Genomic DNA, 24,936 nt, shown 5'->3' with positions numbered 1-24,936 from the left:
CGGTAAGTAAAAAGCAACATAGTTTACAAAACAAAAAGAGCCGACAGGAATTTCCTGTCGGCTCTTCAACGTTCTATTGTTCTACTACTTGTTTACCGTCATATTGTCCGCAAGCTTTGCAAACATGGTGAGGTTTAGTAAGTTCACTACAATTCGAACATACAATCATACCCGGTACATGTAATTTCTTATGTGTACGACGTTGATTTTTAACTTTTTTAGACGTTTTTCTTTTTGGTACAGCCATGTCTTACACCTCCTTCACTTACGAAACGAAAATCTTCCCTTACTATATCAAACATTAAGGCAAGGAAGTGGCATTAGTTTAAATCACTTTACCTTATTGATTTTCTTTGTTTTCTTTATCTAATAGAAATTGTAATTTTCTCATACGAGGATCAATCGTTTCCTCTTTTTTTTCTTCGAGAACAAGTTCCCATCCATTACCTGAAGTTAACGCGTGTTCTTCTAATTCTTTCTCACTAGCAAAAACACGTAAAGGAATTTTCAATATAACATTTTCCATGATATAAGGATCTAGGTCAAGTAATTCTCCATCAACTGGATGAATTTCTGAATCATCCTCTTCATTGTAATACGGACTAATAGAAAAAAGTTCTGTTGCTTCTATTTCAAATGGATACTCGACATCGATTAATGTTCTTGCACACGGGAGAACCATCATACCTTTTAGCGTCATTTGGCATGTTAATTGATCACCTTGTGCTGTAAGGCTTCCCTTAACTAAAACAGGATCGATTCTTCTTATATCATTGCTCCAAGATTCAATTTCCGAAATATCTACTTTTTCTTCAAATTGAAGAGCTTCAGAACGAATTATCTTTTGAATAGAAATTTTCATTTGTATCACCTCAAGGCACAACGTTTATTGTAAAAGGAAATTGGTTGTTTGTCAACATTTTTTCTTTACACTTCGTTGTGATTTTTTTATTACTAACGTGCTATGGTACAATACTATCCAGAAGGAGTGATATCTATGCAAGCATGCGGCATTATTGTAGAGTATAATCCCTTTCATTATGGACATCAATACCATGTTAAACAATCAAAAGAACAAGCTAACGCAACATGTGTCATCGCCTGTATGAGTGGAAACTTTTTACAAAGAGGCGAACCTGCGATTATTGATAAGTTCATGCGAGCCCGTATGGCAATTGATCAAGGTGTCGATATTGTTATTGAATTACCCTATGCTAGTGCAGTACAGCATAGTGATAATTTTGCTTCTGGCGCAATTGCACTTTTAAACGAACTAAAAGTATCTGCAATTTGTTTTGGCAGTGAACAAGGAAAGATAGATTCTTTTCATCAAGCATATCAAATTTTAGAGAAAAATAAAACAACATTTGATGCCGTTATTAAAAATCAATTATCCTTAGGGAAATCCTTTCCAGCAGCAAGTAATAGAGCCTATGAAGAAATTGGTCTAAGTGAGCAAATGAACGGACTCGATCTCAGCAAACCAAATAATATTCTTGGTTTTAGCTATGTAAAAAGTATTAATAAAATTAATCCTTCGATAAAAGCTATCACTATTAAGAGATTACAAAGCGATTATCATGATCTAGAAATCAAGCAACCTTACGCTAGCGCTACAAGTATTCGAAAAGGCTTATTAGATCAACTCGATATCAATGATGTTGTTTCCCAATCACTACCGGAGAACACCCAAAGCTATTTAACAGCTTATAAAGAACAAACAGGTATGTGGCATACGTGGGAAGCTTATTTTTCATTTTTACAATACCGTGTTGGCACGATGTCGATCGAAGAGTTACAAACGATCCACGGTGTAGATGAAGGTATGGAGTATCGTTTAAAAAAGACCGTACATCATGTAACAAGTTTCAAGCAATGGACCGCAGCATTACATACAAAACGATTTACTAATACGCGTATACAACGCATGTTTGTTCATATTTTAACCCATACCACGAAAAACGAGATCAATGAAATGCAAGCTGAACAGTCTATTCCTTATGTTCGTTTACTTGGTATGTCGGAACAAGGAAAAAAACATTTGAATAATACGAAGAAAGAACGCCATGTACCTATTGTGACTCAATTAAGTCGTAACATACCACAAATGTTGGCATTAGATGAAAGAGCAAGTGCTGCCTATTACGCGGCCTTACCTGCCGAAATCCGCAAAAGAATGCGCAAACAAGAATTTAATCCACCTTACATGAAATAATCTTTTAAATTAATGCTTTTTCGTAAACTTTATTACTTGTTAATCAACTTTCGCAGAGTGAAAGAGACTGACGAACTTGAGAGAAACTGCGACGTAGATTCTATACCCGCTCCACAATTGAAATAGGCTCGCTTTCCGTGGGCACGGCTTCAGCTAACTCGGATAAGCATAATTCGCTTTCCGAGTGGATCTTCAGCCGCGCTGTTCCCACTGGAGTCTCACCAATTTCAATTGCTCCGCTAGTTTTGTCAAAAATATAATATGTGCATCCTATAGCATACTGACTTGAAAACACCGCAACTTTGTTAGTGACTAATGCCTGCAACTAATTTCTCTCGTTATTGTTATTCAACATATAGATTTAGTTGCTCTAATCAGCGAAGGAAGCAAATGGGTGACACTCTAGTGGGAACAGCACAAGCCGAAGATCCACTTGGAAGTGTTCTTTGCTTCCAAGTTAGCTGAGGCTGTGCCCACAGAAAGGGAGCCCATTTGCTTCCGTAGCGGGTGTTAAGTCGCAGTTGATGAAAAATGCGATACAACATCTTAACAAAATGTAAATTACTTTATTTAGGCACGGCAAGCTTTAAATACTACAGAACCCCCATTAGTAATACTAATGGGGGTTCTTGTTCTATTCTAGATTTTCTAAATAAGTAATGGCGTCTTCGAATGTGTCGACTGGTACAATTTCCATTGATGTGTCTATTTCATTTGCTGTTTCTACAGCGACTTGATAATTTGAGCCTTCAGCTCCACCTTCGTTTGGTGCAAAAAAGATAGTACAACCTTCATTATCAGCAGCGATAACTTTCTTATCAATACCACCAATACGCCCAACTTCTCCCTCATAGCTAATCTCACCTGTACCAGCTATCTCATATCCTTTTGTGAAATCCTCTTCTGTTAACTGGTCATATATTTCTAAAGAAAACATTAATCCTGCACTAGGCCCACCAATTTCACCACTCGTGAAAGTAATTTCAGGATCAACCGTAACTTCTCTATTCGTAACAAGTTGAATACCAATACCTACTTGATCTGGATTATCTGGAAATGCAGCTAATGTAACAACTTCATTTATTTGTGTTTCTTCTCTATCAATTGTTAAAGAAATCTCTTCTCCTGCTTCCATGCCGCTTACCATCTCAATTAATTCTTCTGCATCTTTAATTACTTGATCGTTTATCGCTGTTATTTTATCGCCTGTTTCTAACTTATCATAAGCCGGCATGCCTTCCAGTACCGTAACAACATAGACCCCTTCATACGAAATGTCTATCTCCTGATTCGCTGCTTGATAAGCTACTACCGTCGATGCCTCTTGCGAACTTTCCATCATTTGCAGTTGAGCCTGAAAATATTCTTCTTGACTAATTCCTTCTGGAAATACATCTTCCAATCGCTCAATCTCTTGATGTGGTTGTGTTAAAGCCCATAGATATTGTAAAGGTGTTGCCTGTCCTCCTCTTACTGTCACTAAGTGCATATCACCCTCACTTTCATAACCATCTGCAACTTCAACAACTGGACTGAGCGCATCCGCTCCACCAGGTTTGTATATGTAATAAGGTAGTCGGTAAGCAACTAAAAAAGCCATAACAATAATGAATACACTATAAATTACAATTTTCTTCTTATTCCAATTCATTTTTTTCCCCACTGTCTGTTAGTTTACTGTTTACTTTATGCTTTTTCTATTTTAGATAGACTTTTTATCTATTCTTAAGCATAAAAAAAAGCGGTACTTGCGTATACATTGATATAGAGGCTTGGACAAAAGAAACTACACTTATTCTACTATTATTTAATTTAGAAGTACAGAATAGCGAAAGATGAATTAGGGGGCATAATACCATTGAAATCAAAAATGAAGTCAGGCTTCTTAGCAAGCGCTGCATTATTTGTTGCTGTAGCTCTGATTACTTTTCCAAAAGATGCACTAGAAGCGAGTATACGTGGAATTGATATGTGGTGGGGAACTGTATTCCCTTCCTTACTTCCTTTTTTTGTTACAGCAGAACTATTAATTGGCTTTGGTGTGGTTCGTTTTATTGGCATTTTATTCGAACCAATCATGCGTCCCGTGTTTAATGTCCCTGGAGTCGGAAGCTTCGTCTGGGCAATGGGAATGGCAAGCGGCTATCCATCTGGCGCTAAATTAACGGCACGACTGAGACAAGAAAACCAATTAACTAAAATAGAAGCAGAACGATTAGTATCTTTTACCAATGCGTCAAATCCATTGTTTATTATTGCCGCGGTATCGGTTGGCTTCTTTCACGATGCTCAACTAGGATTTCTGCTCGCTGTTGTACATTATTCTAGTAATGCGCTTGTTGGTTTCTGTATGCGATTTTACGGCAAAGAGAAAGATCCTAAACCTAGTTATAGAGCAAAAGGGCTAACCATTAGTAGAGCCTTTCATGAACTGCATGAAACGCGATTAAAGGACAGCAGACCTTTTGGTAAGGTTTTTGGTGATGCGATTATACAATCTATCCAAACATTATTAATGATTGGAGGATTTATTATCATGTTTTCTGTATTTACCGCTCTACTCCATGCCATTGGTCTAGCAACTCTTATTTCCAATGGGATAGGTGTGATTCTTGTAGCTTTTCATTTACCAACTGAACTGGCTTTACCTTTGTTTTCTGGTCTATTTGAAATTACTCTTGGTGCACAAATGATTGCCAATGCTAATGTCATAAACTTACTTCCTCAAGCCATTATATTAAGCTTTATCTTTGCTTTTAATGGTTTTTCTGTACAGGCACAAGTTGCTAGTATCTTAGCAGAAACAGATATTCGTTTTTTTCCATACTTTTTTGCAAGAATTATACACGGTGTATTTGCGAGTGGCTTAGTTATTCTACTATTTCCATATTTATATTCCAATCATGCATTGGAAACTAATAAATTTATTCCTGCCTTTTTATCAACTGAAACGCAAGGGTCATTCCAATTGTATACCGCCCTACAAGAATACGGACCTATTATTACACTAGCTTCCCTTTTTGTTGCAATTTTAATTCTATTAAATAGAATACGGTATGAAAAAAACAGCTAACTACTAGCTTAGCTGTTTTCTTGCTGTTCAGTAAATTTTTCCTTTAATGCTTTGTCGACCACTTGGGGAACCAAATCAGAAACATTGCCCTTATATTTAGCTACCTCTTTCACCATACTAGAACTTAAAAAGGAATATTGATTATTCGTCATAATAAAAAACGTTTCTACATCTTCATTTAATTTACGATTCATTGAAGTTATTTGCAGCTCATATTCAAAATCACTTACCGCCCGAAGACCACGTACAATTGCTTGCGCACCCTTTTCCCGAGCATAATCAACTAATAGTCCGCCATGCGAATCAATTGATACGTTTGGCATATCAGCTGTAACTAATTCAAGCATCGCCATTCTTTCTTCGACTGTAAATAAGGGTGATTTCGATTGATTATTAAATACCGCTACAATAACATGATCAAATACTTTTGCTGCTCGTTGAATAATATCCAAATGGCCAAAAGTTATCGGATCAAAACTACCAGGACAAATTGCTAACCTATCATTCATTCGTTTCTTCTCCCATCTGATATAATGTAATAGCAGTTGAATTACTGTATCGTTCCGTTTTATACTTTTGAAAACCTTCATAATAATCAGGTAATGTTTGTCTTCTTTCATGTTCACAAACAACAATTGTTTTATCCGTTACAAGCTCATAAGTTCGCAACGCCTCTAGTAGTTTTTCGTATGATATCTTTTCATAAGGCGGGTCAAGAAAGACAAGATCAAAGGTTAGGTTTCTTTTACCAGCAGCTTTTAATGCACGAAAAGCTTCCGTGCGAAATACTTCTGCATGATCTTCAATATCTAAAACATCTAGATTAGCATAGATAGTTTGAATTGCTTTTGACTGTTGATCAACAAAGATAGCTTTTTCCATACCTCTGCTTATTGCTTCTATTCCTAATGCTCCACTACCCGCAAATAAATCTAAACACATTCCACCTGAAAAATATGGACCAATCATTTGAAATAAAGCTTCCTTCACTTTATCTGTTGTTGGCCGGGTTAAATTATTCGGAACAGATTGTAACTTCCGACCCTTGTATGTACCCGCAATCACTCTCATCATGCACACCTCTTATTTATGTTATTCGACTTCCATCCTACCATAAAATGACGTATGACAGAAATTTTAATCAAAAAATGTCAAAATACAACCTGGATTTTTTTATATTGAAAAGTTCCTTAACAGAATGCGTATAGAAATATATTTCTCGTCTATACTATGCTAGTGAGGTAGCTAAACAATGCTTTGGTTACTTCTTGAAGACGGAGAAGGCTTACGTTTCCCCATAAGTTCTTCCTCCGGTTTCTCCTCTCCCTTTGCCTTTTTGATTTCTATTATAGAAGTTAAAAAGGGCCTGCAGATTAATTAATCTGCAGGCTTTTTTTTGATTTAAGTATTTAGTTTTCTAAATTCCCATCTTGTAATCGTACTCTTTTGCTTTATCCTTTTTAGCATTTTCGAATTCAGTTCTTACAAATGGCTTAAAGGACTTCTCTACACGTGTAATAAAGGGAAGCTTTTCTAATTTTATTAATTTGTCATCCACTTCATCTTTATCAACGTATACTACAGCATATTTCAAATTTCTTGAAACATAAATGAGATGACCGTACCGCTTGATTTGTTTCATATTTTTCATATGTTGAAACCAAATAATAAGTCCTTGTCGTTGTATTCGCATTTGTGTTTTCCTCGCTTACTTTTTTGTTTCGCATCTAACCAAGAGAAAATATAGATTACACTTTTTATGATGCGCAGCCGCAACCGCCACCAGATCCGCAACCACATCCACCTTCTGTTAATAATGCGCCATCTTTTGGAACCTTAACTTGGCTACTAACACTTTGTGCAATACGTTCACTAACCTCATCTAATAATGCTTGCACATTTCGTTCAGTAATTTTAAACTTTGCAACGTAATCATTCATATCCATATCTCGTTTCGTTGCACGAATTTCTTTCATAATCGTACTATAGTCAGGATGATAACGTCCGAATCTCTGAACTTCTTCATACTGTTCCTTTTTATCATGAAAAGCAGTAATAAGACGCTGTGCTTCTATGTCATTCGCTAATGTTTCTTTTGCTTCTATATAATCAATCATAAGATCTGATTGCATAATCATTTGACCAATACGTTCGGATTCATCTATTAAATCAACAATTTCAGTTGTAGCTAACAACAACTTCACCTCCATAAGGATTATCATACCAGTAAAGTGAGCAAAAAAAAAGAGGCATGTGCTAATCTTTCAAAGCACTTGCCATCTGGATGAACATCGCCATCATTTGCATTTGTTCAGATACTTTCTCAACACGCTGTGGAATCGTCTTACCAAGGTAACTTTTAGCTTCCTTTTCGAACTGCTCAAATTGGGCAGGATCTCTCGATAACGTTCGATACCAAATTGGTTGATGACGTAGAAAAAACAACAATTCTGGTTTAGCATTTATTTGATTATACACATTAGAATCGATAGGATTTCCTCCTAATCTCGATAAAATTGAAATGGTCGGCGTGTTGATGGATTGGATGGTTTAGTTGGCGTTTGTTGCTTCGTTTCATCTTTAAACTGAGCCAATAATGATTGGATATTTGTAATGGCGCCATTTAATTGCTCGATATTCCCTTCCATTTTATTCATATCTACTTTCTCCATCAATCCAGATACTTGTTTCATCCAATCTTGTTTACTTTTCTTTTTTTTGTTAGGTTCTTCTTTTTTTTTGCTCGTTGCATCTTGAAGGTATGTTTCCCAACTCGTATCACTCTCACCTAATAACACCCATTGCTCATAGAAATCTTGCCACCTGTAATTCCCATTTCGAACTTCTCTAATTAGGCCTGGATGATCTTGAACAAATTTTTTGAATTTTGCAATGCTCGGATCCACTTCAGGATTAGACACAAACGATCACCTCTCATCCCTATTTACTATCAAAATAGTTTATGTTACTTAGGCAAAAAGGTGATAGTTATCATCTTTAGATCATTTCCCTAAAAAATTTTGTGTGTAATACTCACGATAAACACCTACGCCTAAATCTGTATATTCCTCTTTTAGCAGCGCTTGTCGGTGCGCGTCGCTATTTAACCAACCCTCAACAGCAGCAGGGGCATCCACGTATTGTGCTGCGATATTTTCACCTGCTAATTTGTACACTGTCTTATTTACTTCTAATCGTTCTTTAAGGCCTGCTCCTGATTGTGAATAATGAGAGAAATAATTATTTCCCTCCATATCTTTACTATGATTATAGGCAACTTCTTGTACCGCTTGATTCCAAACCAATTGATTTCTATTAAACCTACTTCTTATAACATTTGTTATTGAAAAAATTTGTTGTTCAGCACCCGAAGCGATAGATTGCCAATCTTCTTCTGAAACAAATGGCGGTTCAGGAAGTTTACCACGATAACTAATTTCATAGGGTCGTTGCATTAGTAAGACGTCTTCTGTCATTAACCGAAATGACGACAATGTTTCTGTGTTAGAATCAAAATAAAATTGTATGAAGAGATTTTCATCAATCTGTTTTAATGGTCTGTTTTTTTTATCTTGTTCTGTAAGTTTAAATGTATATGTGGAAAAGACAATTTGATCTTCAAATTGATATGCATCCTCTAATTCTTTATAAGTCGTCCCAATTTTAATCGGATCAAAATTATCTGCAACTCCTGTAGCGTATAGTGTAACAATTTTTTTATCCTTTACACCAAATTGTACATACTGGTCATCACCATCCTGATAAACCCACCACATATAGCCATATTGACTTAAATCTTTACGGATTGGCTCCCCTTTTTCTTTACGTAATACATCAGTTGTTTCACCAATCCAACGGAATACACTTTTTTGCGTAGCAACTTTCTCCGTTATGTACACTGGCGATACCTTAGATTCTTTTACTATTTCCTTTTTACTCATCCAACCATCAACATTTGATACCACTTCCTTCGTCCCTACCACACCTTGTAACATATAAAAAACACCTGCACCAAATAAAAAAACAAAAATAACCCGCTTCACTCCACTTGGCATGCCTGTTAGCTCCTTTGTGAATCCTACTCCCTGTATTGCTATATATTATGTATTCTTAAACCCTTTTATTATCGAATGGATCAGAAAAATATAAAAAGGCTCCCTACTTAACAACAGTAAAGAGCCTCTAAATAAAAAATTATATTAGTGTATTTCTGGTCGTTCAGAGATTTCTTCTAACGCGTGTCCAGCAGCCATATTTGATTTATCATCTAATGATAGGTCACCTAATGCGACAATACCGACAATCTTTTTATTTTCTACAATTGGTAAGCGTCTGATTTGGTGTTCTGCCATCATGGAACTCGCATCTTTTACATTTGTATTTTGTTCAGCTGTAATAAGATGATCGGTCATAACTTCTTTAATTTTCGTTGTTCCTGGCTTATCTAATGCATAACCTCTAAGAACTAAATCACGATCAGTAACCATGCCAATTATTTCTTTATTATCTTGACAAACTGGAATAGCACCTACATGATGTTGCTTCATCATTTCTGCAGCTTTAATAAGCGAATCTTCAGGCAAACAATAAGTAACGTCCTTCGACATTATATCTTTTACGGTTTTCATAATTATCCTCCTCCGCGTTAATTGAATGAATACAACTATTCATCATTTGTTATTATGACCGACTAAGCAAAAAACTTGCATGCTCTAGACAAAAAAATTCATATCGAAATGAAAAAATGTTTACGAAAAGAGCCTATTATTAATTTTTACAAAATAATATGATTTACTTTTTCATTTACCTATTCAAATAATCAACTTCATGCTATATTTTGTATAAAGGATTTTTGAAAACAGTTTCCTACTTGAAAGGAGTCACAGCATAAATTGTTCCGTTACCTCAGTAAACGTCATTGGATATTAATTTTAGTAGCATTTTTACTTATTTTGATTGGTTATTTTATTTTACCAGTTTCTATTCCGTTAATTTTCGCTTTTTTTACAGCTTTGTTCTTAAATCCTGCCATTCGCTGGTTGCAAAATCGCTTTAAAATAAATCGGAAGTTTGCGGTTACAATAGTTTTTCTTATTTTTATATTAATTGGTGGAGTTATCGGTACATATACTGTTACAAGCGTCGTCAAACATGTGGTTACACTAGCTGAGAATACGCCCACATATGTAAACCAGATTAATGGAAAAGTATTAGAATGGGAAGCTGATTTAGAACGTGTCATGGAGGATTTACCTACAGAATTTGTCGATCAAGTAAAAGATGGTATAAAAGGAAATGTACTAGAAATTAATGAAACAATAAAAAATAACCTACAGCTTGAAAACATTGCAGGTTATGTAGCTACAGTACCACAATATATTGTAAGCTTTATTGTTTATTTAATTGCTTTATTCTTATTTATGATTGAATTACCACTTTTAAAATCGAAGTCTTATTACTATCTTACGGAAGATACAGCTGAGAAAGTTCGATTTATGAGTGCACGATTAACTTATGTTGTCTTAGGATTTTTGAAAGCACAGTTCCTGGTTAGCACCGTTATCTTTATTATATCGTTGCTAGGATTACTATTTATTTTTCCAGAATACGCTTTAATTATGTCACTAATTATTTGGATTATTGATTTCATTCCAATTATTGGGTCGATTGCTATTTTAGGACCATGGGCATTGTATATGTATATAACTGGTGATATTGTTCTAGGAACACAATTAGCTGTACTTGCGATTGTACTCTTAATTATACGTAGAACCGTAGAACCTAAAGTAATGGGAAGACATATCGGTTTATCCCCATTAGCGACACTAATCGCCATGTACATTGGTCTTCAATTAATTGGTTTACTTGGCTTCATTATCGGACCACTATTTGTTATTGCTTTTAATTCAGCTAAAGAAGCTGGTATTATAAAATTAAAATTCAAAGTTTAACATAAAAAAAGAGGCTGATTTAAAAATCAGCCTCTTTTTATTATTAGAATCCAAGTATCGCCTTAATTACGCTGGTTGTCTCACCACTCTCATAAAGTACGTATAAGAGTGCATACACCATCGTACCCGTTATTGCCACAAAGAACCATATAACACTCGTTATCGGCCCCCATTTTCGATGTTTTTTAATATTGCGTCGAAAAGCAAGAGTTAACGTTACAAGCCCAAAAACAGCTCCTGTTGTCGCCAAGATAATATGAAAAACCAAGAATATTGTATAATAAATCTTCAAATCATCTGGTCCACCAAAACTAGTGTTTCCAACAAATACTGTCCGGGAAGTATAGATAATAAAAAACAATATTGCACTAATGGCCGCACTGACCATTGTGTATTTATGTGCCTTATATTTCTTTTTAACAATTAAGATCCAACCGATTGCAACTAGTATTGCGCTTAAAATAATAAAAGCTGTGCTTAGTGTAGGTAAAAACGGCATTCAACTATTCCCTCTCTTCATGCATATCTTTTTTCTTATATAACTGATGGTAAAGTCAAAACCACCAAACTAATGCATAGAATCAGTAAATAAAATAAAGAATAAACAAATAATCTATTCGCCCATTTTAAATCATCCATTTTTTTAAAACCATTTAGTGCTAATGCAAGCCAAAAAATATTTAACCCACTAACTAAGACAATAAATGCGATCCCTATTTCACTTAGAAAGAATGGCAGTGGCAGCATACAAGTAATATACATCACAATTTGCCGTTTTGTAACCTTAAATCCATAAACAACGGGAAGCATCGGTACGTTAGCTGCTCGATATTCTTCCGTTTTTTTCATCGCTAATGCTAAGAAATGAGGTGTTTGCCAAACAAACATAATGCCAAATAATGCCCAGGCTGCTAAGGAAAGGTCGGGATCTACAGCTGCCCAACCTATTAAAGGAGGAACAGCGCCAGAAAGGCTCCCTATTGCTGTATTTAACGTATATCTTCTTTTAGACCACATTGTATATAAGACAACATAAGCGAACCAACCAAATGCTGCTACTAAAGCTGCTTGCCATGTAGTAAATAACAAAACAACTATCCCCATGATTGATAGCACTACACCTAAAGCTAATATAACAGATAACGGGATGGTTCCAGTTACTGTTGGACGTTTTTTCGTACGCGACATAACTGGGTCAATATCACGGTCATAATAATTATTTAGCACTCCGCTTCCACCGATAACCAAAGCGGTACCTATTAGCACAAATACTAATGATAACCAGTGTGTATTCACTTGCATATTGTTGTAGTATAATGCAACCCAAAATCCTGCAAAGGCTGTCATGACATTCGATTGAATAATTCCTGTTTTTAACAATGCCTTTAAATCGGATGCAATACTTTGTTTCCCATTTTCAGCAGTATTCGTTAATATCTTACTTGATGGTGTTTCTGCCTTATCCATCGTATTTCACATCCCTTTTAGTAGATCCATAATAAAAAAAAATCGTTATTTATTTTAATCTATATATGTTCTCTTTCTTTTACATACGTTATCATTTTTAGCAAAGAAAAGCTATATTTGCAAGGTTTTTATACATTTTGGCACAAAAAGTTCACAAATGTAAAAGCCCCATCTATTCACTAGTTGGGACTTTTACACATAATAATTAATTATGATTCATACGTACAGGACGTATTCTTCTATCTATTGTTTCTTCAGGTTTTTCTGTAGCGGACTCAGATATTGATTTCTTCACGTGACGTGCTATATTATTTAAAATACCCATTGATATCATTAAGACTAACAAGGATGATCCCCCATAACTAACAAATGGTAATGTAACACCTGTGATTGGCAACAGCCCACTTATTGCACCTAAATTGATAAGTGCTTGAATTCCGACCATGGAAGATATTCCAATAGCTAATAAGGAACCAAAACTATCTTCGCAAATTCTTGAAATAAATAACCCTCTTAATACGATAAGAGCTAACAAGCCGATTACAATGAAGACGCCAATAAAACCAAGTTCCTCTGCTATTACCGCCATAATAAAATCATTATACCCTTCTGTTAAATAACCGAGTTTCTGTACACTCTTTCCTAAGCCTAATCCATCCAAACCCCCGGTCCCAATTGCAATGTACGATTGTATCAGTTGATAGCCACTATCTTCTGGATTAGAAAATGGTTGGTATGCACCTGTAAATCTTGAAAGCCGTTCGGTTGTCAACATGTCGGATCCTACAAAGAATGCAAAAACCGCACCAACTATAAACAACAAAGACAAATGTCTTAATTTAATTCCTGCACTAAAAATAACAGAACAAGCTATCAAAAAGATAATTGCTGCTGTTCCTATATCTGGTTGAAAAAAAATCAGCCCTAACAAAACACCTGTCATAACAAGGGGAGGTAATACACCTGACGTGAAATTGTTTAAATAACTTTGTTTTTTAGCATAAACAGAAGATAAATACATAATTAAACCTAATTTCACAAATTCGGCAGGCTGAACCGAAAAGGGACCAATATATAACCATGATCGCGCTCCTTTAACTGGATCTTCAAAGAGAACTAAAACTAACATTAAAATCAAAGCCATTATAATTAACTTCATTACCTTTTGATAATGACGATAGTTAAAAAAGCTACAAAAAACAAAAAATGCGAAACCGATAATAAACCATTGCAATTGTTTCAGCATATAATATGTTGGCGCCTTTCCGTCCATTACTGCAATAACCATACTTGAACTATATATCATTATAATCCCAAATATAGCGAGTATTAATGGCGTAAAAGCTAGTGTAAAGTCAAACATTTTCCATTTCTGTTTCATACCCTTACTCCTTCACCAAAAAAATAAAAAAACCTTGCCATTGGCAAAGGCTTATCTAAGACAGAGATACACAACTACATTGATTGTTGTGCAGCTTCGTGTAACAAATTTAATTGTCTTTCTAAACTTTCCAAAAGTTGTTTACCTTCTTCTTCTGAGACTAAGTTTAAACGAACCGCAAAATCAATCTCCCTTGAAAGACCAAACATATGTGTATCTAACACTTCCTCATATAGCGGACATTGAGGCATCGTTAAATTATCCATTTGAACTCTTATAAGCTTCAGTATTTTATCTGCGTCTTCTTGTAAAAGGACATAGGCTTTTTCCGCTTTGCTTACGACTACTTCAGGTATCATCTTAATCCCCTCCGTTAAAGAACTTCTTTCATTCATATTAGCGGTAATAATCTTAAAAAGCAAGATGATTCCAACGATTTACACAGAATTTTTTGTATATAATACGTTACATTTTCTATAAATGCTAAATTTATAATCGTTCCTCCGTATAACTTTCTATTTTTAACGAAAAATAAGGACAAGAAAGTGTATTATCACATCATTAATTATAGGGAGGAAGACTATTTGATGAAATTCACAATGATCTTTTTATCCATATTTTTCATCCTTGCAGGTTGTCAAGGGAAAGAAGAGAATTTAGCTAATCAAGGAAACGAAGATCATGTTCTTCATGTAAAAGATTCTGAAGCATCACAAGATAATAATGGGTCAAATCAAGAAATCGCAAAACACCTCGCAAGTTTAGCAAATAATGTACCTGATGTTAATGATGCAACGGCAATTATTGCTGGACCTTATGCAGTGGTAGGTATAGACGTAAATAAAGAGATAGATCGAACAAGAGTTGGTTCTATAAAATATGCCGTCACAGAAGCACTACACGACGATCCTTATGGAAAAACGGCAATGGTTATTGCGGATGCGGATGCTACAGAACGTATTAAGGCAATGGCTCGTAGCGTTCAGACTGGTAATCCAGTAAGCGGTGTTATAGAAGAGTTATCTGCTATCGTAGGTCGCTATATGCCAGAATTGCCGCCTGAAAACGCAAATAAAGGTGAAGAAGATGCAAATAAAAAGTCTATTCCAGAAAATGAAGAAAAAGAATTAGAAAAAATTCAAGAAGAACAATCAAATAATCATCTTAATCAAAAAGAATAGACAAATTTGTCTATTCTTCTTTTAAATTATTATAATAATTTACACCAAATTGCGAACCCTCATCAACCATATTTGCATTTTCTGGATTATCTGTTTCTGGTACTCCCGCTTCTTCAATTGGGAAGTACTCTGATTCTCTTTCTGTATTTGATTCCCTTAATCTTCGCACTCTTTTATTTGTCATAAAATAAGTAGCTAAGAGACCAACAATACTATATATTATTGTTTTCTTCATAATTAACCAACCCTTCTTTTATACCGTATATAACAATTTTACCCTTTATTTCGTATCTCAAACTATGTAAAAACTTATTATATAAGTTCGATCTGTGGTAAACTATTATTTAAGGAATAAAACCCCTAAAAATTAAGTCAATTAGGAAATATGATCTAATAGAGGTGTGGTAAGATGCAAGTTAAATGTCCAATATGTGATTCAATTGATACGATCGATCCTGACTCTCCTCTAGCAAAACGATTAAGAAACCGCCGAAAGCATTTATATTTATGTCCAAGCTGTTCCGATCGAATTGGAGAAAAAACAAAACAAAGACTCGCAACAGGAAAGTTTAAGTTTTATCAAGAACGTAAAAAAGAAGATCCCTTTCTCCAATAAACTGGAGTTAACGGGATCTTCTTTCTTGTTTCCTATTCATTTCAACTCTATGTAGTTGTCTATAATCTCGCGAGCTACTTGGATGTTACCTGAGAATACAGTGTTTTCTATTAAGAAATTCAAAGGATCACCATTTGCTTGAGTAGTTGTACCCCCTACTTCTTCAATTAAAATAACGCCAGCAGCAAAATCCCATGGATATAACTTCATGGAAATATAGCCATCTAATATACCTTCAGCAATTCCAGCAAATTCTAATGCTGCGGATCCATATGAGCGTGTTCCTCTAACTTTTCTAACAAGATTTTGAATTTTTTGATGATTAATACGTTTATTTTCTCCACTCCATAAACTATTAATTAATAAGATACTTTGATCCAACGTTACCTTTTTATCAAGTTTTGGTAATTTTACATCATCCTTGTATGACCCATCGCCTTTTTTAGCATGATATAAAACATCCTCCATTACATTATAAATGAACGCAATTTCACCTACCCCATCTTGGTAGATTCCAACTGAAATAGCAAAGTTTCTTTTTTGATGAACAAAATTCATTGTGCCATCAATGGGATCAATGATCCACACTGTTCCATCTAAGTTATCAAGGTTATCTCCAAAACCTTCTTCTGAGAGTAATTTATGCTTGGGAAAAGTGCCCTTAATTTTTTTCGCAAAAAATTCTTCCGTATTTCGATCCATTTGTGTTACGAGGTCATTTGGATTCGATTTTGTATCAATAGTTAATGGCTCATCAATAACGTCTCGAATATGTTCACCAGCTTCTAATACCCATTCTTTCGCACGCTGGTATATTTCATCTCTTTTCATTTGATCCATGTTTTTAGCCTCCAATTCGACAGTTACTTTCGTTTATAGTAGCAGAAAAATTACCTTCCTGCATCTTTCCAGTGCAATTTAATGCAAGATTCTGTTGGTTTATGGTAAAATAGAAGTTATTAGAGAATGAGAAAGGTGAATAAATATGACATTTAATGGATTTGAACAAAAAGATTTCGACGCATTCCAGCTTGATGGCTTAGAAAATAGAATGGAGGCTATCCAACAACGGATACAACCAAAATTTGAAATTATAGGGACAGAATTAGCAACGCATTTATCTGCTACATTAGGTAACGAAATGTTCTTACATATTGCAAGACATGCTCGTCGCTCTGTTAACCCACCAAATGATACGTGGCTTGCTGTAGCACATAGTAAACGTGGTTACAAAATGGTCCCTCATTTTCAAGTTGGCTTATTTGATGACCATATTTTTATATGGCTTGCTTTCATTTATGAATTACCTCATAAAGAAAAGATTGCAAAACAGTTTCTAAATCAATTGGACGAATTACAGGAGCTACCAAAGGATTTTGTTGTCTCACTCGATCATATGAAAAAGGATGCTTTTTCTATCGAGGAGTTAACTGAAAACAATTTAGAACGTTTTCGTGATGTGAAAAAAGCTGAGTTTTTAATCGGTCGTCACATCACCTCTGCACAAGCCGTAGATATGGATGGCGATGCGCTAATCAAACACATAAAAGAAACGATTGATACCATGGTACCTTTTTATCGTTCAGGTCTAGATGCAATTTAAGGCATACATGTAATTACTGATTTTGTATAACCTAGGCTATACAAAATCAGTTCTTTTATTTATATTTTAATGCGATCACCTTTTTTTGCGGATTTAGCTTGCTTTATTGTGCGATAAATTGAGCAGCCTGTATCTTTTTCGAATTTTTTATCAATTTGTTTTTCTTCACTCATAGATGGCACTATTTGTTTAAACTTTGTATATGCTAGCATGATGTCCTCACGTTTGACTCCGTCTTCGTGTGCTTTTTCAACAATTGAGATAAAGTTTACAACATCGATAATATCGGTTGTACTCCATGATGGATCTATTGGATAACTATATGACATGTTATAACCGTCCTTTCTTCATTCCACATTATTAATTGCTAGTAAATTCAATTTTAATTTGCTATAATTCACTTGTTTTAATCACTATCATTTATATTTTACAAAGAGAGGTAGCCTTTATGCAAGCACAACATGAAACACCTTTATTTACAGGTTTAAAAAACCATGCCGAGAAGAACCCGATTCCATTTCATATACCCGGACATAAAAAAGGGGTAGGAATGGATCCGACATTTCGATCCTTTATTGGGGAAAATGCATTATCTATTGACCTAATTAATATTGAGCCACTAGATGACTTACACCATCCACAAGGTATGATTAAACAAGCACAAGATTTAGCGGCTCTCGCATTTGGTGCCGACTATACTTTCTTCTCCGTACAAGGAACAAGTGGTGCAATTATGGCTATGGTCTTAAGTGTATGTGGTCCTGGAGATAAAATCATTGTACCACGGAACATCCATAAGTCAGTAACTACTGCACTTATCTTCGCGGGTGCAATTCCAATCTTTGTTCATCCAGAACTAGATAATAAACTTGGTATTGCACATGGTATTACACCAGAATCTGTACAAAGAGCAATTGAAGCACATCCTGATGCTAAAGGGATTTTTGTGATTAATCCGACTTATTTTGGGATTGCAGCTGATTTAAAACGTATAGTTGACATCGCCCACGGTCATGAGATACCTGTTTTAGTTGATGAAGCTCATGGCGTACACATTCATTTTCACGATGAATTACCACTTTCAGCAATGCAGGCTGGTGCAGATTTAGCTGCAACGAGTGTTCATAAACTTGGCGGCTCTCTAACCCAAAGTTCTGTTTTGAATTTAAAAGAAGGACTCGTTTCTCATTCTCGTGTTCAAAGCGTTTTATCGATGCTAACAACAACATCAACATCCTATATATTACTTGCGTCACTTGATGTTGCGCGTAAACAGTTAGCTATAAAAGGTAAAGAATTATTAGATGAAACACTGTTGCTAGCCGATGCAACACGAAAAGCGATTAATACAATTCCACACCTTTTTTGTGCGGGTAAAGAAATGCTTGGTAGTGAAGCGACATTTGGTTATGATCCTACTAAGTTAATTATTTCTGTAAAACAACTTGGTATAACTGGTTACGATGTCGAGGTTTGGTTGAGAAAACAATATAATATTGAAGTTGAGCTCTCTGATATGTACAATATACTTTGCATCATTACACCTGGTGATTCGAGTAAAGAAACTAATTTATTAGTACAAGCATTACAACAACTAGAAAGATCGCATCAAAAGTCGTCTACAGACAATCGAATAGATGTTACCATTCCTGCTATTCCACTGTTGAGTATAACGCCTCGTGATGCGTTTTATGCTGAATCAGAGACTGTCCTATTAGCAGATGCTGCTGGTAGAATTAGCGCAGAATCGATAATGGTATATCCACCTGGCATTCCTATCTTTATTCCAGGTGAAATTATTACCGAAGAAAACTTAGCGTATATCAAACAAAACTTAGCAGCAGGTTTACCTGTTCAAGGTTTAGAAGACGATACGCTTGAAACAATTCATGTAATTAAAGAAATGAAACCAATAACATAAAAAAAGGAGCCACGATTAAAGAAGTCTTGCTACCGTTTATAACAAAAGCAGGTTTTCTAGAAGATTATTGTTTATGGCTTACATTACTGTATATTGCGACGTAAGGACTATATTTGACCCGCTGATCAAGTGAAATGGGCTCCCTTTCTGTGGGCACAACCTAAAGCTTTCATTGGTAAAGAAAGACACTTCCAAGTGGATCTTCGGTTTGTGCTGTTCCCACTAGAGTGTCACCCATTTCACTTGCTCCGCTAGTTTTTTATTAATAACCAACTGTTCAATGCAACAATGTTTACGAAAAACGACGAGCAAATGGATAGATGTCATTTGTTCGTCGTTTTTTTATCTAATCTTATAAATTTTAGCTCTCATTCACTTTTTGAATCGCTGCTGGATCTACCATTTCATATCCTTTATCACGAAGGCCTGTAACGATTTCTTCTAATGCTGCTGCAGTCCAATCACGATCGTGCATTAACAGGTTTGCACCTGGTTTAAGTAATGAATAAGGAACATCGACTTCTGGTCCTTCACCGGTAATCATTGCAGTTGCTAATTTATCAGCATCCTGATATGGTGTGAAATAATCATAACCATATGTCCAATTCATTACAACCATACCCTCATCTTTAGCAAGATCTGTCGAGTAATCAGTATTAGCTCCATGAGGTGCACGGAAAAATTTCGGTCTTTCTCCTATGATTTCTTCAACTAAATCATTTAAGCCAACAATTTCCTCGCGTTGTTCTTCCTCACTGATCTCTTTTAAATTTTTATGTGTATACGTATGATTCCCAATCGGAAACCCCATATCATATATTTCTTTTAACACTGCTTTTTCTTCATCCGTTTCTAAAAAGTGACCATTCACAAAAAATATTGCTTTAGCATCAAGACCCTTTAATGTCTTTGCCATCTCCAATGCATTATCTGCTGGTGCATCATCAATAGTTAATAAAACCACATCCTCACTAGCATCTGCTAGTGGTTCAACACTCCAAGTTTCTGAATTAATTTGGTATTCTACTTCAACAGACTCTGGTTCTTCCTCTACTAGTTCCTCTTCTACTTCAGGTTCTTCAACAACATCTTCTATTTCTTCCTCTTGATTTTCTTCATTCGTTTGCGTCTCATCACTATTTTCATTTTTTTCAGAATCTTCGTCTGCATTACCGTTATTACAACCGGCTAATAATAGAATTGCTCCAATAAGTAGTACGAATAATTTACGTTTCATATTGTTCCCTCCTGATGTCCTATGTATGTTCTCTATTATACTGGAAAATCTGACAAATATCTTCCTTTTCGAAAGAACTTTTGATGAAATTTATTCCTATCAACCTTATAATTAGATAGATCTTCAGGTCGCGCTGTTCCTGTAGGACGAGGAATGCTTTGACAGGCAATACATCGTCTTAGCCAATGACTATTTAAAAATAAATTTTTCATAGAAAAAGCCTATGTCTAGATATCCAGACATAGGCTTTAGAATTAATCTTTATTTTATAATATGGATTGGTGTACCCATAGCTACTTCTGCAGCTTCCATTGTAATTTCTCCAAGTGTTGGATGTGCGTGAATTGTCATAGCTAAATCTTCAGCAGTCATTCCTGCTTCAATCGCTAAACCAAGTTCAGAAATCATGTCACTTGCATTAGCACCCGCAATTTGGGCACCTAATACTAGGCCATCTTCTTTTCTTGTAACAAGCTTAACAAATCCTTCACCACTACCAAGAGATAATGCACGACCATTAGCTGCAAATGGGAATTTAGATCCGATAACATCAAATCCTGCATCCTTCGCACTTTGTTCGTCATATCCTACAGTAGCTAATTCAGGTTCAGAGAATACAACAGCTGGAATGCCATTATAATCGATTTCTGATTTTTCTCCTGCAATTGCTTCTGCTGCAACTTTACCTTCATAAGAAGCCTTGTGAGCTAATGGAGGTCCTGCTACAATATCACCAATTGCATAGATGTTATCAATGTTCGTACGACATTGTTTATCAATTTTGATTAAACCTCTGTCATCCGTTTCGATTCCAACTTGTTCTAAACCAATTTCGGCAGTATTTGGTTTACGTCCTACTGTTACTAATACGTAATCTGCTTCCACTGTTTCCTCTTTACCTTTTGCTTCATAGGTAACTTTAACACCACTATCAGTAACTTCAGCACCTTTAGCCATTGCCTTCGTAACAATCGTAACGTTTTTCTTTTTCAAATGACGCTTAACTAAAGACGACATTTGCTTTTCGAAACCACCAAGAATTTCGTCAGCACCTTCTAAAATAGTAACTTCAGTACCAAAATTAGCATAAGCAGTTCCTAATTCAGTTCCAACATAGCCGCCACCAACGACAACTAATTTTTTAGGGATTTCTTTTAAGTTTAATGCTCCTGTGGAATCGATAACACGCTCAGAAAATTTGAAAGTCGGAATTTCAATTGGTGTTGAACCAGTTGCAATAATACAATTTTTAAATGTGTAACTTTGAGAGTTCTTCTCGTCCATTACTTTTACTGAATTTTTATCAACAAAGTATACTTCACCTTTGATAATCTCAACTTTATTTCCTTTTAATAAACCTTCAACTCCACCAGTAAGTTTATCAACAACGCTTTGTTTCCACTCTTGTACTTTCGAAAAATCAACGGTAACATTTTCAGCTTTAATACCCATTTCAGCTGCTCCGTGTGCTTCCTCATAACGATGGCCAGCTTGGATTAATGCTTTAGATGGGATACACCCAACGTTTAAACAAACCCCTCCAAGTGTACCTTTATCAACGATGGCAACTTTTTGTCCAGTTTGTGCTGCACGAATTGCTGCAACATATCCACCAGGACCAGCGCCAACTACTAGTGTATCTAAATCAATCGGAAAATCTCCTACTACCATAATTTACGCCTCCATCATAATTAATTGTGGATCGTTTAGTAAACGTTTCACTTGATTCATTGCCATTTGAGCTGTCGCACCATCAACAATACGGTGATCAAAGCTTAATGATAATGCTATGACTGGTGCAATAACAATCTCACCGTCTTTAACAACTGGTTTTTCAGCAATACGACCAATACCTAAGATCCCCGCTTCTGGATAGTTAATAACTGGTGTAAACCATTGACCACCTGCAGAACCAATGTTAGAGATAGTAGATGATGCACCTTTCATTTCGCCTGGTGCTAATTTACCATCTTTAGCTTTTTTACCTAATTCATTGATTTCTTGTGAAATTGCAAAGATTGATTTATGATCAGCATTTTTAACTACTGGCACAAGTAAACCTTTTTCAGTGTCAGCCGCAATACCAATATTATAGTAATGTTTGTGAATAATTTCTTCTGTATCATCATCTATAGATGCATTCAACATTGGATACATTTTCAATGCAGATACTAATGCTTTTACAACATATGGTAGATACGTTAATTTAATATCTTTTTCAGCCGCAATAGCTTTGAATTTCTTTCTATGTGCAACAAGTTCTGTAACATCAATTTCGTCATGTAACGTAACATGAGGCGCTTTGTGTTTAGAATTAACCATTGCTTTTGCAATAGATTTACGGATTGCAGTCATTTTTTCACGCGTTTCAGGGAATTCACCTTCAGGAACAGCTTGTTTGCTAGCTGCAGGTGTTTTCGCTGTTTTCTCATCTTTGATAACAGTTGTACCTTGATCAGATGATTTCTCATCGGAAGTAGTTTCTGCTACTTGATCACCATTTAAGTAAGCGTCAATGTCTTCTTTAATAATACGATCGTTTTTACCTGATCCAGCAACACTCGAAATAGTCACGTTATTATCACGTGCATATTTACGAACAGAAGGCATAGCTATTATACGACGGTCTTTATCTACTTCTTTAGAATTTGAATTAGACTTAGGTGCTTCTTTTTCTGTTTTCTTCTCTTCTTTAGAAGGTTCTTGTGAAGTTGCTTCACCTTCGTACCCAATAGCATCAATAGTAATAATCGTTTGTCCTACTGTTGCTACCGTTCCCTCTTCAAAGTGTACTTCTTTTACAGTACCTTCTACTGGGGATGGTATTTCAACTACTGCTTTATCATTTTGCACTTCGCAAAGTACATCATCTTCTTTAAGTTCGTCTCCAACTTTTACAAACCATTTAACGATTTCACCTTCATGGATGCCCTCACCAATGTCTGGTAATTTAAATTCATATGCACCCTTATTCTCGCTTGTAGTAGATTCTGCTTGTGCTTCTTGAGGAGTTTCATCAGCCTCTTCATTTCCGCCTTGGTCTTCATAACCTTCCGCATCAATGGTAATAATTGTCTGACCTACTGTTGCTACCGTTCCCTCTTCAAAGTGTACTTCTTTTACAGTACCTTCTACTGGGGATGGTATTTCAACTACTGCTTTATCATTTTGTACTTCACAAAGTACATCATCTTCTTTAAGTTCGTCTCCAGCTTTTACAAACCATTTAACGATTTCACCTTCATGGATTCCTTCACCAATATCTGGTAATTTAAATTCATACGCCATTTTTATTACCTCCCATCAATCTTAATTAAAAGTTCATTACTTTATTTACTTTTTCAACAATATCTTCATAATTTGGCAACCATACTTCTTCTGCTTGTGTAAATGCATAGACTGTATCTGGAGCCGCTACACGTAAAATTGGTGCTTCTAAATGTAAAATAGCACGTTCTTGAATTTCAGTAACAATTTGTGATGCCATACCAGCTTGACGCTGTGCTTCTTGAACAACAACAACGCGATTAGTTTTCTTAACCGATTCAATGATGGTTTCCATATCTATTGGCATAACAGTACGTAGATCAATTACTTCTGCTTGGATGCCGTTTTTTTCTAACTCTTCAGCAGCTTTTATAGAAGCTTGAACCATTGCACCATATGCTATTAATGTTACGTCTGTACCTTCACGTTTAACATTTGCTTTACCAAGTTCAACTGTATATTCTTCTTCTGGAACTTCCTCACGGAATGAGCGATATAGTTTCATATGCTCCAAAAATACTACTGGATCATTATCACGAATTGCAGAAATCAACAATCCTTTTGCATCGTATGGATTTGAAGGGATTACCACTTTCATACCTGGTTGTTGTGCAATTAAACCTTCTAATGAATCTGCGTGCAATTCAGGTGTATGCACACCGCCACCAAATGGTGCACGAATAGTAATTGGTGCGTTCATTGTGTTACCCGTACGATAACGTAAACGAGCCATTTGACCATTAATTGCATCCATTGCTTCATATACAAAGCCAAAGAATTGAATCTCTGGAACAGGACGATATCCTTGTGTTGCTAAACCAATTGCAATACCTGCAATTGCAGATTCTGCTAAAGGAGTATCGAATACACGCTCTTCACCGAATTCATCTTGTAATCCTTCTGTAGCACGGAATACACCACCGTTTTGACCAACATCTTCTCCAAACACTAATACGTTTTCATCATTTTTTAATTCTGTGCGCAATGCATCAGTAATAGCTTGAATCATTGTCATTTGAGCCAT

General features: G+C 35.6%; 29 protein-coding genes. 7 read left to right on the top strand and 22 right to left on the bottom strand.

The window, feature by feature from the left end; genetic code table 11:
- Window positions 1–73: 73 nt before the first annotated feature.
- Together rpmF and D2K60_RS13960 are read right to left on the bottom strand one after the other, a co-directional pair.
- Complete coding sequence (gene rpmF / locus D2K60_RS13965) at window positions 74–247, bottom strand: 50S ribosomal protein L32 (protein ID WP_117169814.1); 174 nt, start codon at window positions 245–247, stop codon at window positions 74–76.
- A gap of 93 nt (window positions 248–340) precedes the next feature.
- The gene (locus tag D2K60_RS13960) at window positions 341–862 is read right to left on the bottom strand and encodes a YceD family protein (RefSeq protein ID WP_117169815.1); all 522 of its coding nucleotides are present in this window, start codon (window positions 860–862) and stop codon (window positions 341–343) included.
- Between the two features lie 135 nt (window positions 863–997).
- On the opposite strand from D2K60_RS13960, the gene D2K60_RS13955 reads away from it, so the two are divergent.
- A complete protein-coding gene (locus tag D2K60_RS13955; RefSeq protein WP_117169816.1) occupies window positions 998–2,215 on the top strand; it encodes a nucleotidyltransferase in 1,218 nt (405 codons plus the stop codon).
- Between the two features lie 634 nt (window positions 2,216–2,849).
- Here D2K60_RS13955 and D2K60_RS13945 read toward each other — a convergent pair.
- On the bottom strand, window positions 2,850–3,866 hold the full coding sequence (locus D2K60_RS13945; RefSeq protein ID WP_117169818.1) for a SepM family pheromone-processing serine protease: 1,017 nt from the start codon (window positions 3,864–3,866) through the stop codon (window positions 2,850–2,852).
- Between the two features lie 207 nt (window positions 3,867–4,073).
- On the opposite strand from D2K60_RS13945, the gene ylbJ reads away from it, so the two are divergent.
- Complete coding sequence (gene ylbJ / locus D2K60_RS13940) at window positions 4,074–5,288, top strand: sporulation integral membrane protein YlbJ (protein ID WP_275896247.1); 1,215 nt, start codon at window positions 4,074–4,076, stop codon at window positions 5,286–5,288.
- A gap of 8 nt (window positions 5,289–5,296) precedes the next feature.
- Here ylbJ and coaD read toward each other — a convergent pair whose 3' ends face one another.
- The 8 genes from coaD to D2K60_RS13900 form a co-directional block, all read right to left on the bottom strand.
- Window positions 5,297–5,797, bottom strand: coding sequence for a pantetheine-phosphate adenylyltransferase (gene coaD / locus D2K60_RS13935; protein ID WP_117169819.1), 501 nt, complete (start codon window positions 5,795–5,797; stop codon window positions 5,297–5,299).
- Complete coding sequence (rsmD, locus tag D2K60_RS13930) at window positions 5,790–6,359, bottom strand: 16S rRNA (guanine(966)-N(2))-methyltransferase RsmD (protein WP_117169820.1); 570 nt, start codon at window positions 6,357–6,359, stop codon at window positions 5,790–5,792. The genes coaD and rsmD overlap by 8 nt, the downstream gene beginning before the upstream one ends.
- 346 nt (window positions 6,360–6,705) lie before the next feature.
- Window positions 6,706–6,981 (bottom strand): YlbG family protein, encoded by a 276-nt coding sequence (locus D2K60_RS13925; RefSeq protein WP_117169821.1) that lies wholly within the window; start codon window positions 6,979–6,981, stop codon window positions 6,706–6,708.
- 64 nt (window positions 6,982–7,045) lie between these two features.
- Window positions 7,046–7,483 (bottom strand): YlbF/YmcA family competence regulator, encoded by a 438-nt coding sequence (locus tag D2K60_RS13920; RefSeq protein ID WP_117169822.1) that lies wholly within the window; start codon window positions 7,481–7,483, stop codon window positions 7,046–7,048.
- A 61-nt stretch (window positions 7,484–7,544) separates the two neighbouring features.
- Entirely contained in the window at window positions 7,545–7,766 is a 222-nt protein-coding gene (locus D2K60_RS13915) for a YlbE-like family protein (protein ID WP_240335290.1), read from the bottom strand.
- Window positions 7,767–7,789: 23 nt separating this feature from the next.
- A complete protein-coding gene (gene ylbD / locus D2K60_RS13910) occupies window positions 7,790–8,209 on the bottom strand; it encodes a YlbD family protein (RefSeq protein WP_117169824.1) in 420 nt (139 codons plus the stop codon).
- Between the two features lie 81 nt (window positions 8,210–8,290).
- A complete protein-coding gene (locus D2K60_RS13905; RefSeq protein ID WP_117169825.1) occupies window positions 8,291–9,343 on the bottom strand; it encodes a CAP domain-containing protein in 1,053 nt (350 codons plus the stop codon).
- Window positions 9,344–9,487: 144 nt separating this feature from the next.
- Window positions 9,488–9,916 carry a CBS domain-containing protein gene (locus tag D2K60_RS13900; RefSeq protein ID WP_117169826.1) on the bottom strand — a complete coding sequence of 143 codons (429 nt, stop codon included), beginning with the start codon at window positions 9,914–9,916 and terminating at the stop codon, window positions 9,488–9,490.
- Between the two features lie 264 nt (window positions 9,917–10,180).
- On the opposite strand from D2K60_RS13900, the gene ytvI reads away from it, so the two are divergent.
- Complete coding sequence (gene ytvI / locus D2K60_RS13895) at window positions 10,181–11,239, top strand: sporulation integral membrane protein YtvI (RefSeq protein WP_117169827.1); 1,059 nt, start codon at window positions 10,181–10,183, stop codon at window positions 11,237–11,239.
- Window positions 11,240–11,282: 43 nt separating this feature from the next.
- On the opposite strand, the gene D2K60_RS13890 is transcribed toward ytvI, so the two are convergent.
- The 4 genes from D2K60_RS13890 to D2K60_RS13875 all read right to left on the bottom strand — a co-directional run bounded on the left by D2K60_RS13890 (window position 11,283) and on the right by D2K60_RS13875 (window position 14,446).
- Window positions 11,283–11,738: a DUF420 domain-containing protein gene (locus D2K60_RS13890; protein WP_117169828.1), complete on the bottom strand. Its 456-nt coding sequence runs from the start codon at window positions 11,736–11,738 to the stop codon at window positions 11,283–11,285.
- A gap of 35 nt (window positions 11,739–11,773) precedes the next feature.
- Complete coding sequence (gene cyoE / locus D2K60_RS13885) at window positions 11,774–12,706, bottom strand: heme o synthase (protein ID WP_117169829.1); 933 nt, start codon at window positions 12,704–12,706, stop codon at window positions 11,774–11,776.
- A gap of 205 nt (window positions 12,707–12,911) precedes the next feature.
- A complete protein-coding gene (gene ftsW / locus D2K60_RS13880; protein WP_117169830.1) occupies window positions 12,912–14,087 on the bottom strand; it encodes a putative lipid II flippase FtsW in 1,176 nt (391 codons plus the stop codon).
- A 74-nt stretch (window positions 14,088–14,161) separates the two neighbouring features.
- Window positions 14,162–14,446 (bottom strand): Fpa/YlaN family protein, encoded by a 285-nt coding sequence (locus D2K60_RS13875; protein WP_117169831.1) that lies wholly within the window; start codon window positions 14,444–14,446, stop codon window positions 14,162–14,164.
- 228 nt (window positions 14,447–14,674) lie between these two features.
- Between D2K60_RS13875 and D2K60_RS13870 the strand changes: the two genes are divergently transcribed.
- Window positions 14,675–15,268 (top strand): YhcN/YlaJ family sporulation lipoprotein, encoded by a 594-nt coding sequence (locus D2K60_RS13870; RefSeq protein ID WP_117169832.1) that lies wholly within the window; start codon window positions 14,675–14,677, stop codon window positions 15,266–15,268.
- 10 nt (window positions 15,269–15,278) lie between these two features.
- On the opposite strand, the gene D2K60_RS13865 is transcribed toward D2K60_RS13870, so the two are convergent.
- Complete coding sequence (locus tag D2K60_RS13865) at window positions 15,279–15,503, bottom strand: hypothetical protein (protein WP_117169833.1); 225 nt, start codon at window positions 15,501–15,503, stop codon at window positions 15,279–15,281.
- Window positions 15,504–15,677: 174 nt separating this feature from the next.
- Between D2K60_RS13865 and D2K60_RS13860 the strand changes: the two genes are divergently transcribed.
- Complete coding sequence (locus tag D2K60_RS13860; RefSeq protein WP_117169834.1) at window positions 15,678–15,884, top strand: YlaI family protein; 207 nt, start codon at window positions 15,678–15,680, stop codon at window positions 15,882–15,884.
- Window positions 15,885–15,920: 36 nt separating this feature from the next.
- Here the strand turns inward: D2K60_RS13860 and D2K60_RS13855 are convergent, their stop codons facing one another.
- Window positions 15,921–16,724 (bottom strand): inositol monophosphatase family protein, encoded by an 804-nt coding sequence (locus D2K60_RS13855; RefSeq protein ID WP_117169835.1) that lies wholly within the window; start codon window positions 16,722–16,724, stop codon window positions 15,921–15,923.
- A gap of 145 nt (window positions 16,725–16,869) precedes the next feature.
- On the opposite strand from D2K60_RS13855, the gene D2K60_RS13850 reads away from it, so the two are divergent.
- Entirely contained in the window at window positions 16,870–17,487 is a 618-nt protein-coding gene (locus D2K60_RS13850; protein WP_117169836.1) for a YktB family protein, read from the top strand.
- Window positions 17,488–17,546: 59 nt separating this feature from the next.
- Here the strand turns inward: D2K60_RS13850 and D2K60_RS13845 are convergent, their stop codons facing one another.
- Entirely contained in the window at window positions 17,547–17,816 is a 270-nt protein-coding gene (locus tag D2K60_RS13845) for a UPF0223 family protein (protein ID WP_117169837.1), read from the bottom strand.
- A gap of 119 nt (window positions 17,817–17,935) precedes the next feature.
- Between D2K60_RS13845 and D2K60_RS13840 the strand changes: the two genes are divergently transcribed.
- Window positions 17,936–19,408, top strand: coding sequence for an aminotransferase class I/II-fold pyridoxal phosphate-dependent enzyme (locus D2K60_RS13840; protein ID WP_117169838.1), 1,473 nt, complete (start codon window positions 17,936–17,938; stop codon window positions 19,406–19,408).
- Window positions 19,409–19,769: 361 nt separating this feature from the next.
- On the opposite strand, the gene D2K60_RS13835 is transcribed toward D2K60_RS13840, so the two are convergent.
- The 4 genes from D2K60_RS13835 to D2K60_RS13820 all read right to left on the bottom strand — a co-directional run bounded on the left by D2K60_RS13835 (window position 19,770) and on the right by D2K60_RS13820 (window position 24,936).
- Window positions 19,770–20,645: a polysaccharide deacetylase family protein gene (locus tag D2K60_RS13835; protein ID WP_117169839.1), complete on the bottom strand. Its 876-nt coding sequence runs from the start codon at window positions 20,643–20,645 to the stop codon at window positions 19,770–19,772.
- Window positions 20,646–20,906: 261 nt separating this feature from the next.
- Window positions 20,907–22,316, bottom strand: coding sequence for a dihydrolipoyl dehydrogenase (gene lpdA / locus D2K60_RS13830; protein ID WP_117169840.1), 1,410 nt, complete (start codon window positions 22,314–22,316; stop codon window positions 20,907–20,909).
- A 3-nt stretch (window positions 22,317–22,319) separates the two neighbouring features.
- Window positions 22,320–23,933 carry a dihydrolipoyllysine-residue acetyltransferase gene (locus D2K60_RS13825; RefSeq protein WP_117169841.1) on the bottom strand — a complete coding sequence of 538 codons (1,614 nt, stop codon included), beginning with the start codon at window positions 23,931–23,933 and terminating at the stop codon, window positions 22,320–22,322.
- Window positions 23,934–23,958: 25 nt separating this feature from the next.
- Window positions 23,959–24,936 carry an alpha-ketoacid dehydrogenase subunit beta gene (locus D2K60_RS13820; protein WP_117169842.1) on the bottom strand — a complete coding sequence of 326 codons (978 nt, stop codon included), beginning with the start codon at window positions 24,934–24,936 and terminating at the stop codon, window positions 23,959–23,961.

The organism is Paraliobacillus sediminis (genome assembly GCF_003426055.1).
This window is presented reverse-complemented; position numbering and strand designations above follow the sequence as displayed.

Excerpts from the sequence above, each read along its gene's own strand:
- rpmF (WP_117169814.1), bottom strand. The coding sequence starts at position 247 with ATGGCTGTACCAAAAAGAAAAACGTCTAAAAAAGTTAAAAATCAACGT.
- D2K60_RS13850 (WP_117169836.1), top strand. The coding sequence starts at position 16,870 with ATGACATTTAATGGATTTGAACAAAAAGATTTCGACGCATTCCAGCTT.
- ftsW (WP_117169830.1), bottom strand. The coding sequence starts at position 14,087 with ATGAAACAGAAATGGAAAATGTTTGACTTTACACTAGCTTTTACGCCA.
- rsmD (WP_117169820.1), bottom strand. The coding sequence starts at position 6,359 with ATGAGAGTGATTGCGGGTACATACAAGGGTCGGAAGTTACAATCTGTT.
- D2K60_RS13900 (WP_117169826.1), bottom strand. The coding sequence starts at position 9,916 with ATGAAAACCGTAAAAGATATAATGTCGAAGGACGTTACTTATTGTTTG.
- D2K60_RS13865 (WP_117169833.1), bottom strand. The coding sequence starts at position 15,503 with ATGAAGAAAACAATAATATATAGTATTGTTGGTCTCTTAGCTACTTAT.
- D2K60_RS13840 (WP_117169838.1), top strand. The coding sequence starts at position 17,936 with ATGCAAGCACAACATGAAACACCTTTATTTACAGGTTTAAAAAACCAT.
- D2K60_RS13860 (WP_117169834.1), top strand. The coding sequence starts at position 15,678 with ATGCAAGTTAAATGTCCAATATGTGATTCAATTGATACGATCGATCCT.
- D2K60_RS13845 (WP_117169837.1), bottom strand. The coding sequence starts at position 17,816 with ATGTCATATAGTTATCCAATAGATCCATCATGGAGTACAACCGATATT.
- D2K60_RS13890 (WP_117169828.1), bottom strand. The coding sequence starts at position 11,738 with ATGCCGTTTTTACCTACACTAAGCACAGCTTTTATTATTTTAAGCGCA.
- cyoE (WP_117169829.1), bottom strand. The coding sequence starts at position 12,706 with ATGGATAAGGCAGAAACACCATCAAGTAAGATATTAACGAATACTGCT.
- D2K60_RS13875 (WP_117169831.1), bottom strand. The coding sequence starts at position 14,446 with ATGATACCTGAAGTAGTCGTAAGCAAAGCGGAAAAAGCCTATGTCCTT.
- D2K60_RS13820 (WP_117169842.1), bottom strand. The coding sequence starts at position 24,936 with ATGGCTCAAATGACAATGATTCAAGCTATTACTGATGCATTGCGCACA.
- D2K60_RS13855 (WP_117169835.1), bottom strand. The coding sequence starts at position 16,724 with ATGGATCAAATGAAAAGAGATGAAATATACCAGCGTGCGAAAGAATGG.
- D2K60_RS13960 (WP_117169815.1), bottom strand. The coding sequence starts at position 862 with ATGAAAATTTCTATTCAAAAGATAATTCGTTCTGAAGCTCTTCAATTT.
- D2K60_RS13905 (WP_117169825.1), bottom strand. The coding sequence starts at position 9,343 with ATGCCAAGTGGAGTGAAGCGGGTTATTTTTGTTTTTTTATTTGGTGCA.
- D2K60_RS13945 (WP_117169818.1), bottom strand. The coding sequence starts at position 3,866 with ATGAATTGGAATAAGAAGAAAATTGTAATTTATAGTGTATTCATTATT.
- D2K60_RS13870 (WP_117169832.1), top strand. The coding sequence starts at position 14,675 with ATGAAATTCACAATGATCTTTTTATCCATATTTTTCATCCTTGCAGGT.
- lpdA (WP_117169840.1), bottom strand. The coding sequence starts at position 22,316 with ATGGTAGTAGGAGATTTTCCGATTGATTTAGATACACTAGTAGTTGGC.
- D2K60_RS13825 (WP_117169841.1), bottom strand. The coding sequence starts at position 23,933 with ATGGCGTATGAATTTAAATTACCAGATATTGGTGAAGGAATCCATGAA.
- D2K60_RS13835 (WP_117169839.1), bottom strand. The coding sequence starts at position 20,645 with ATGAAACGTAAATTATTCGTACTACTTATTGGAGCAATTCTATTATTA.
- D2K60_RS13955 (WP_117169816.1), top strand. The coding sequence starts at position 998 with ATGCAAGCATGCGGCATTATTGTAGAGTATAATCCCTTTCATTATGGA.
- coaD (WP_117169819.1), bottom strand. The coding sequence starts at position 5,797 with ATGAATGATAGGTTAGCAATTTGTCCTGGTAGTTTTGATCCGATAACT.
- D2K60_RS13925 (WP_117169821.1), bottom strand. The coding sequence starts at position 6,981 with ATGCGAATACAACGACAAGGACTTATTATTTGGTTTCAACATATGAAA.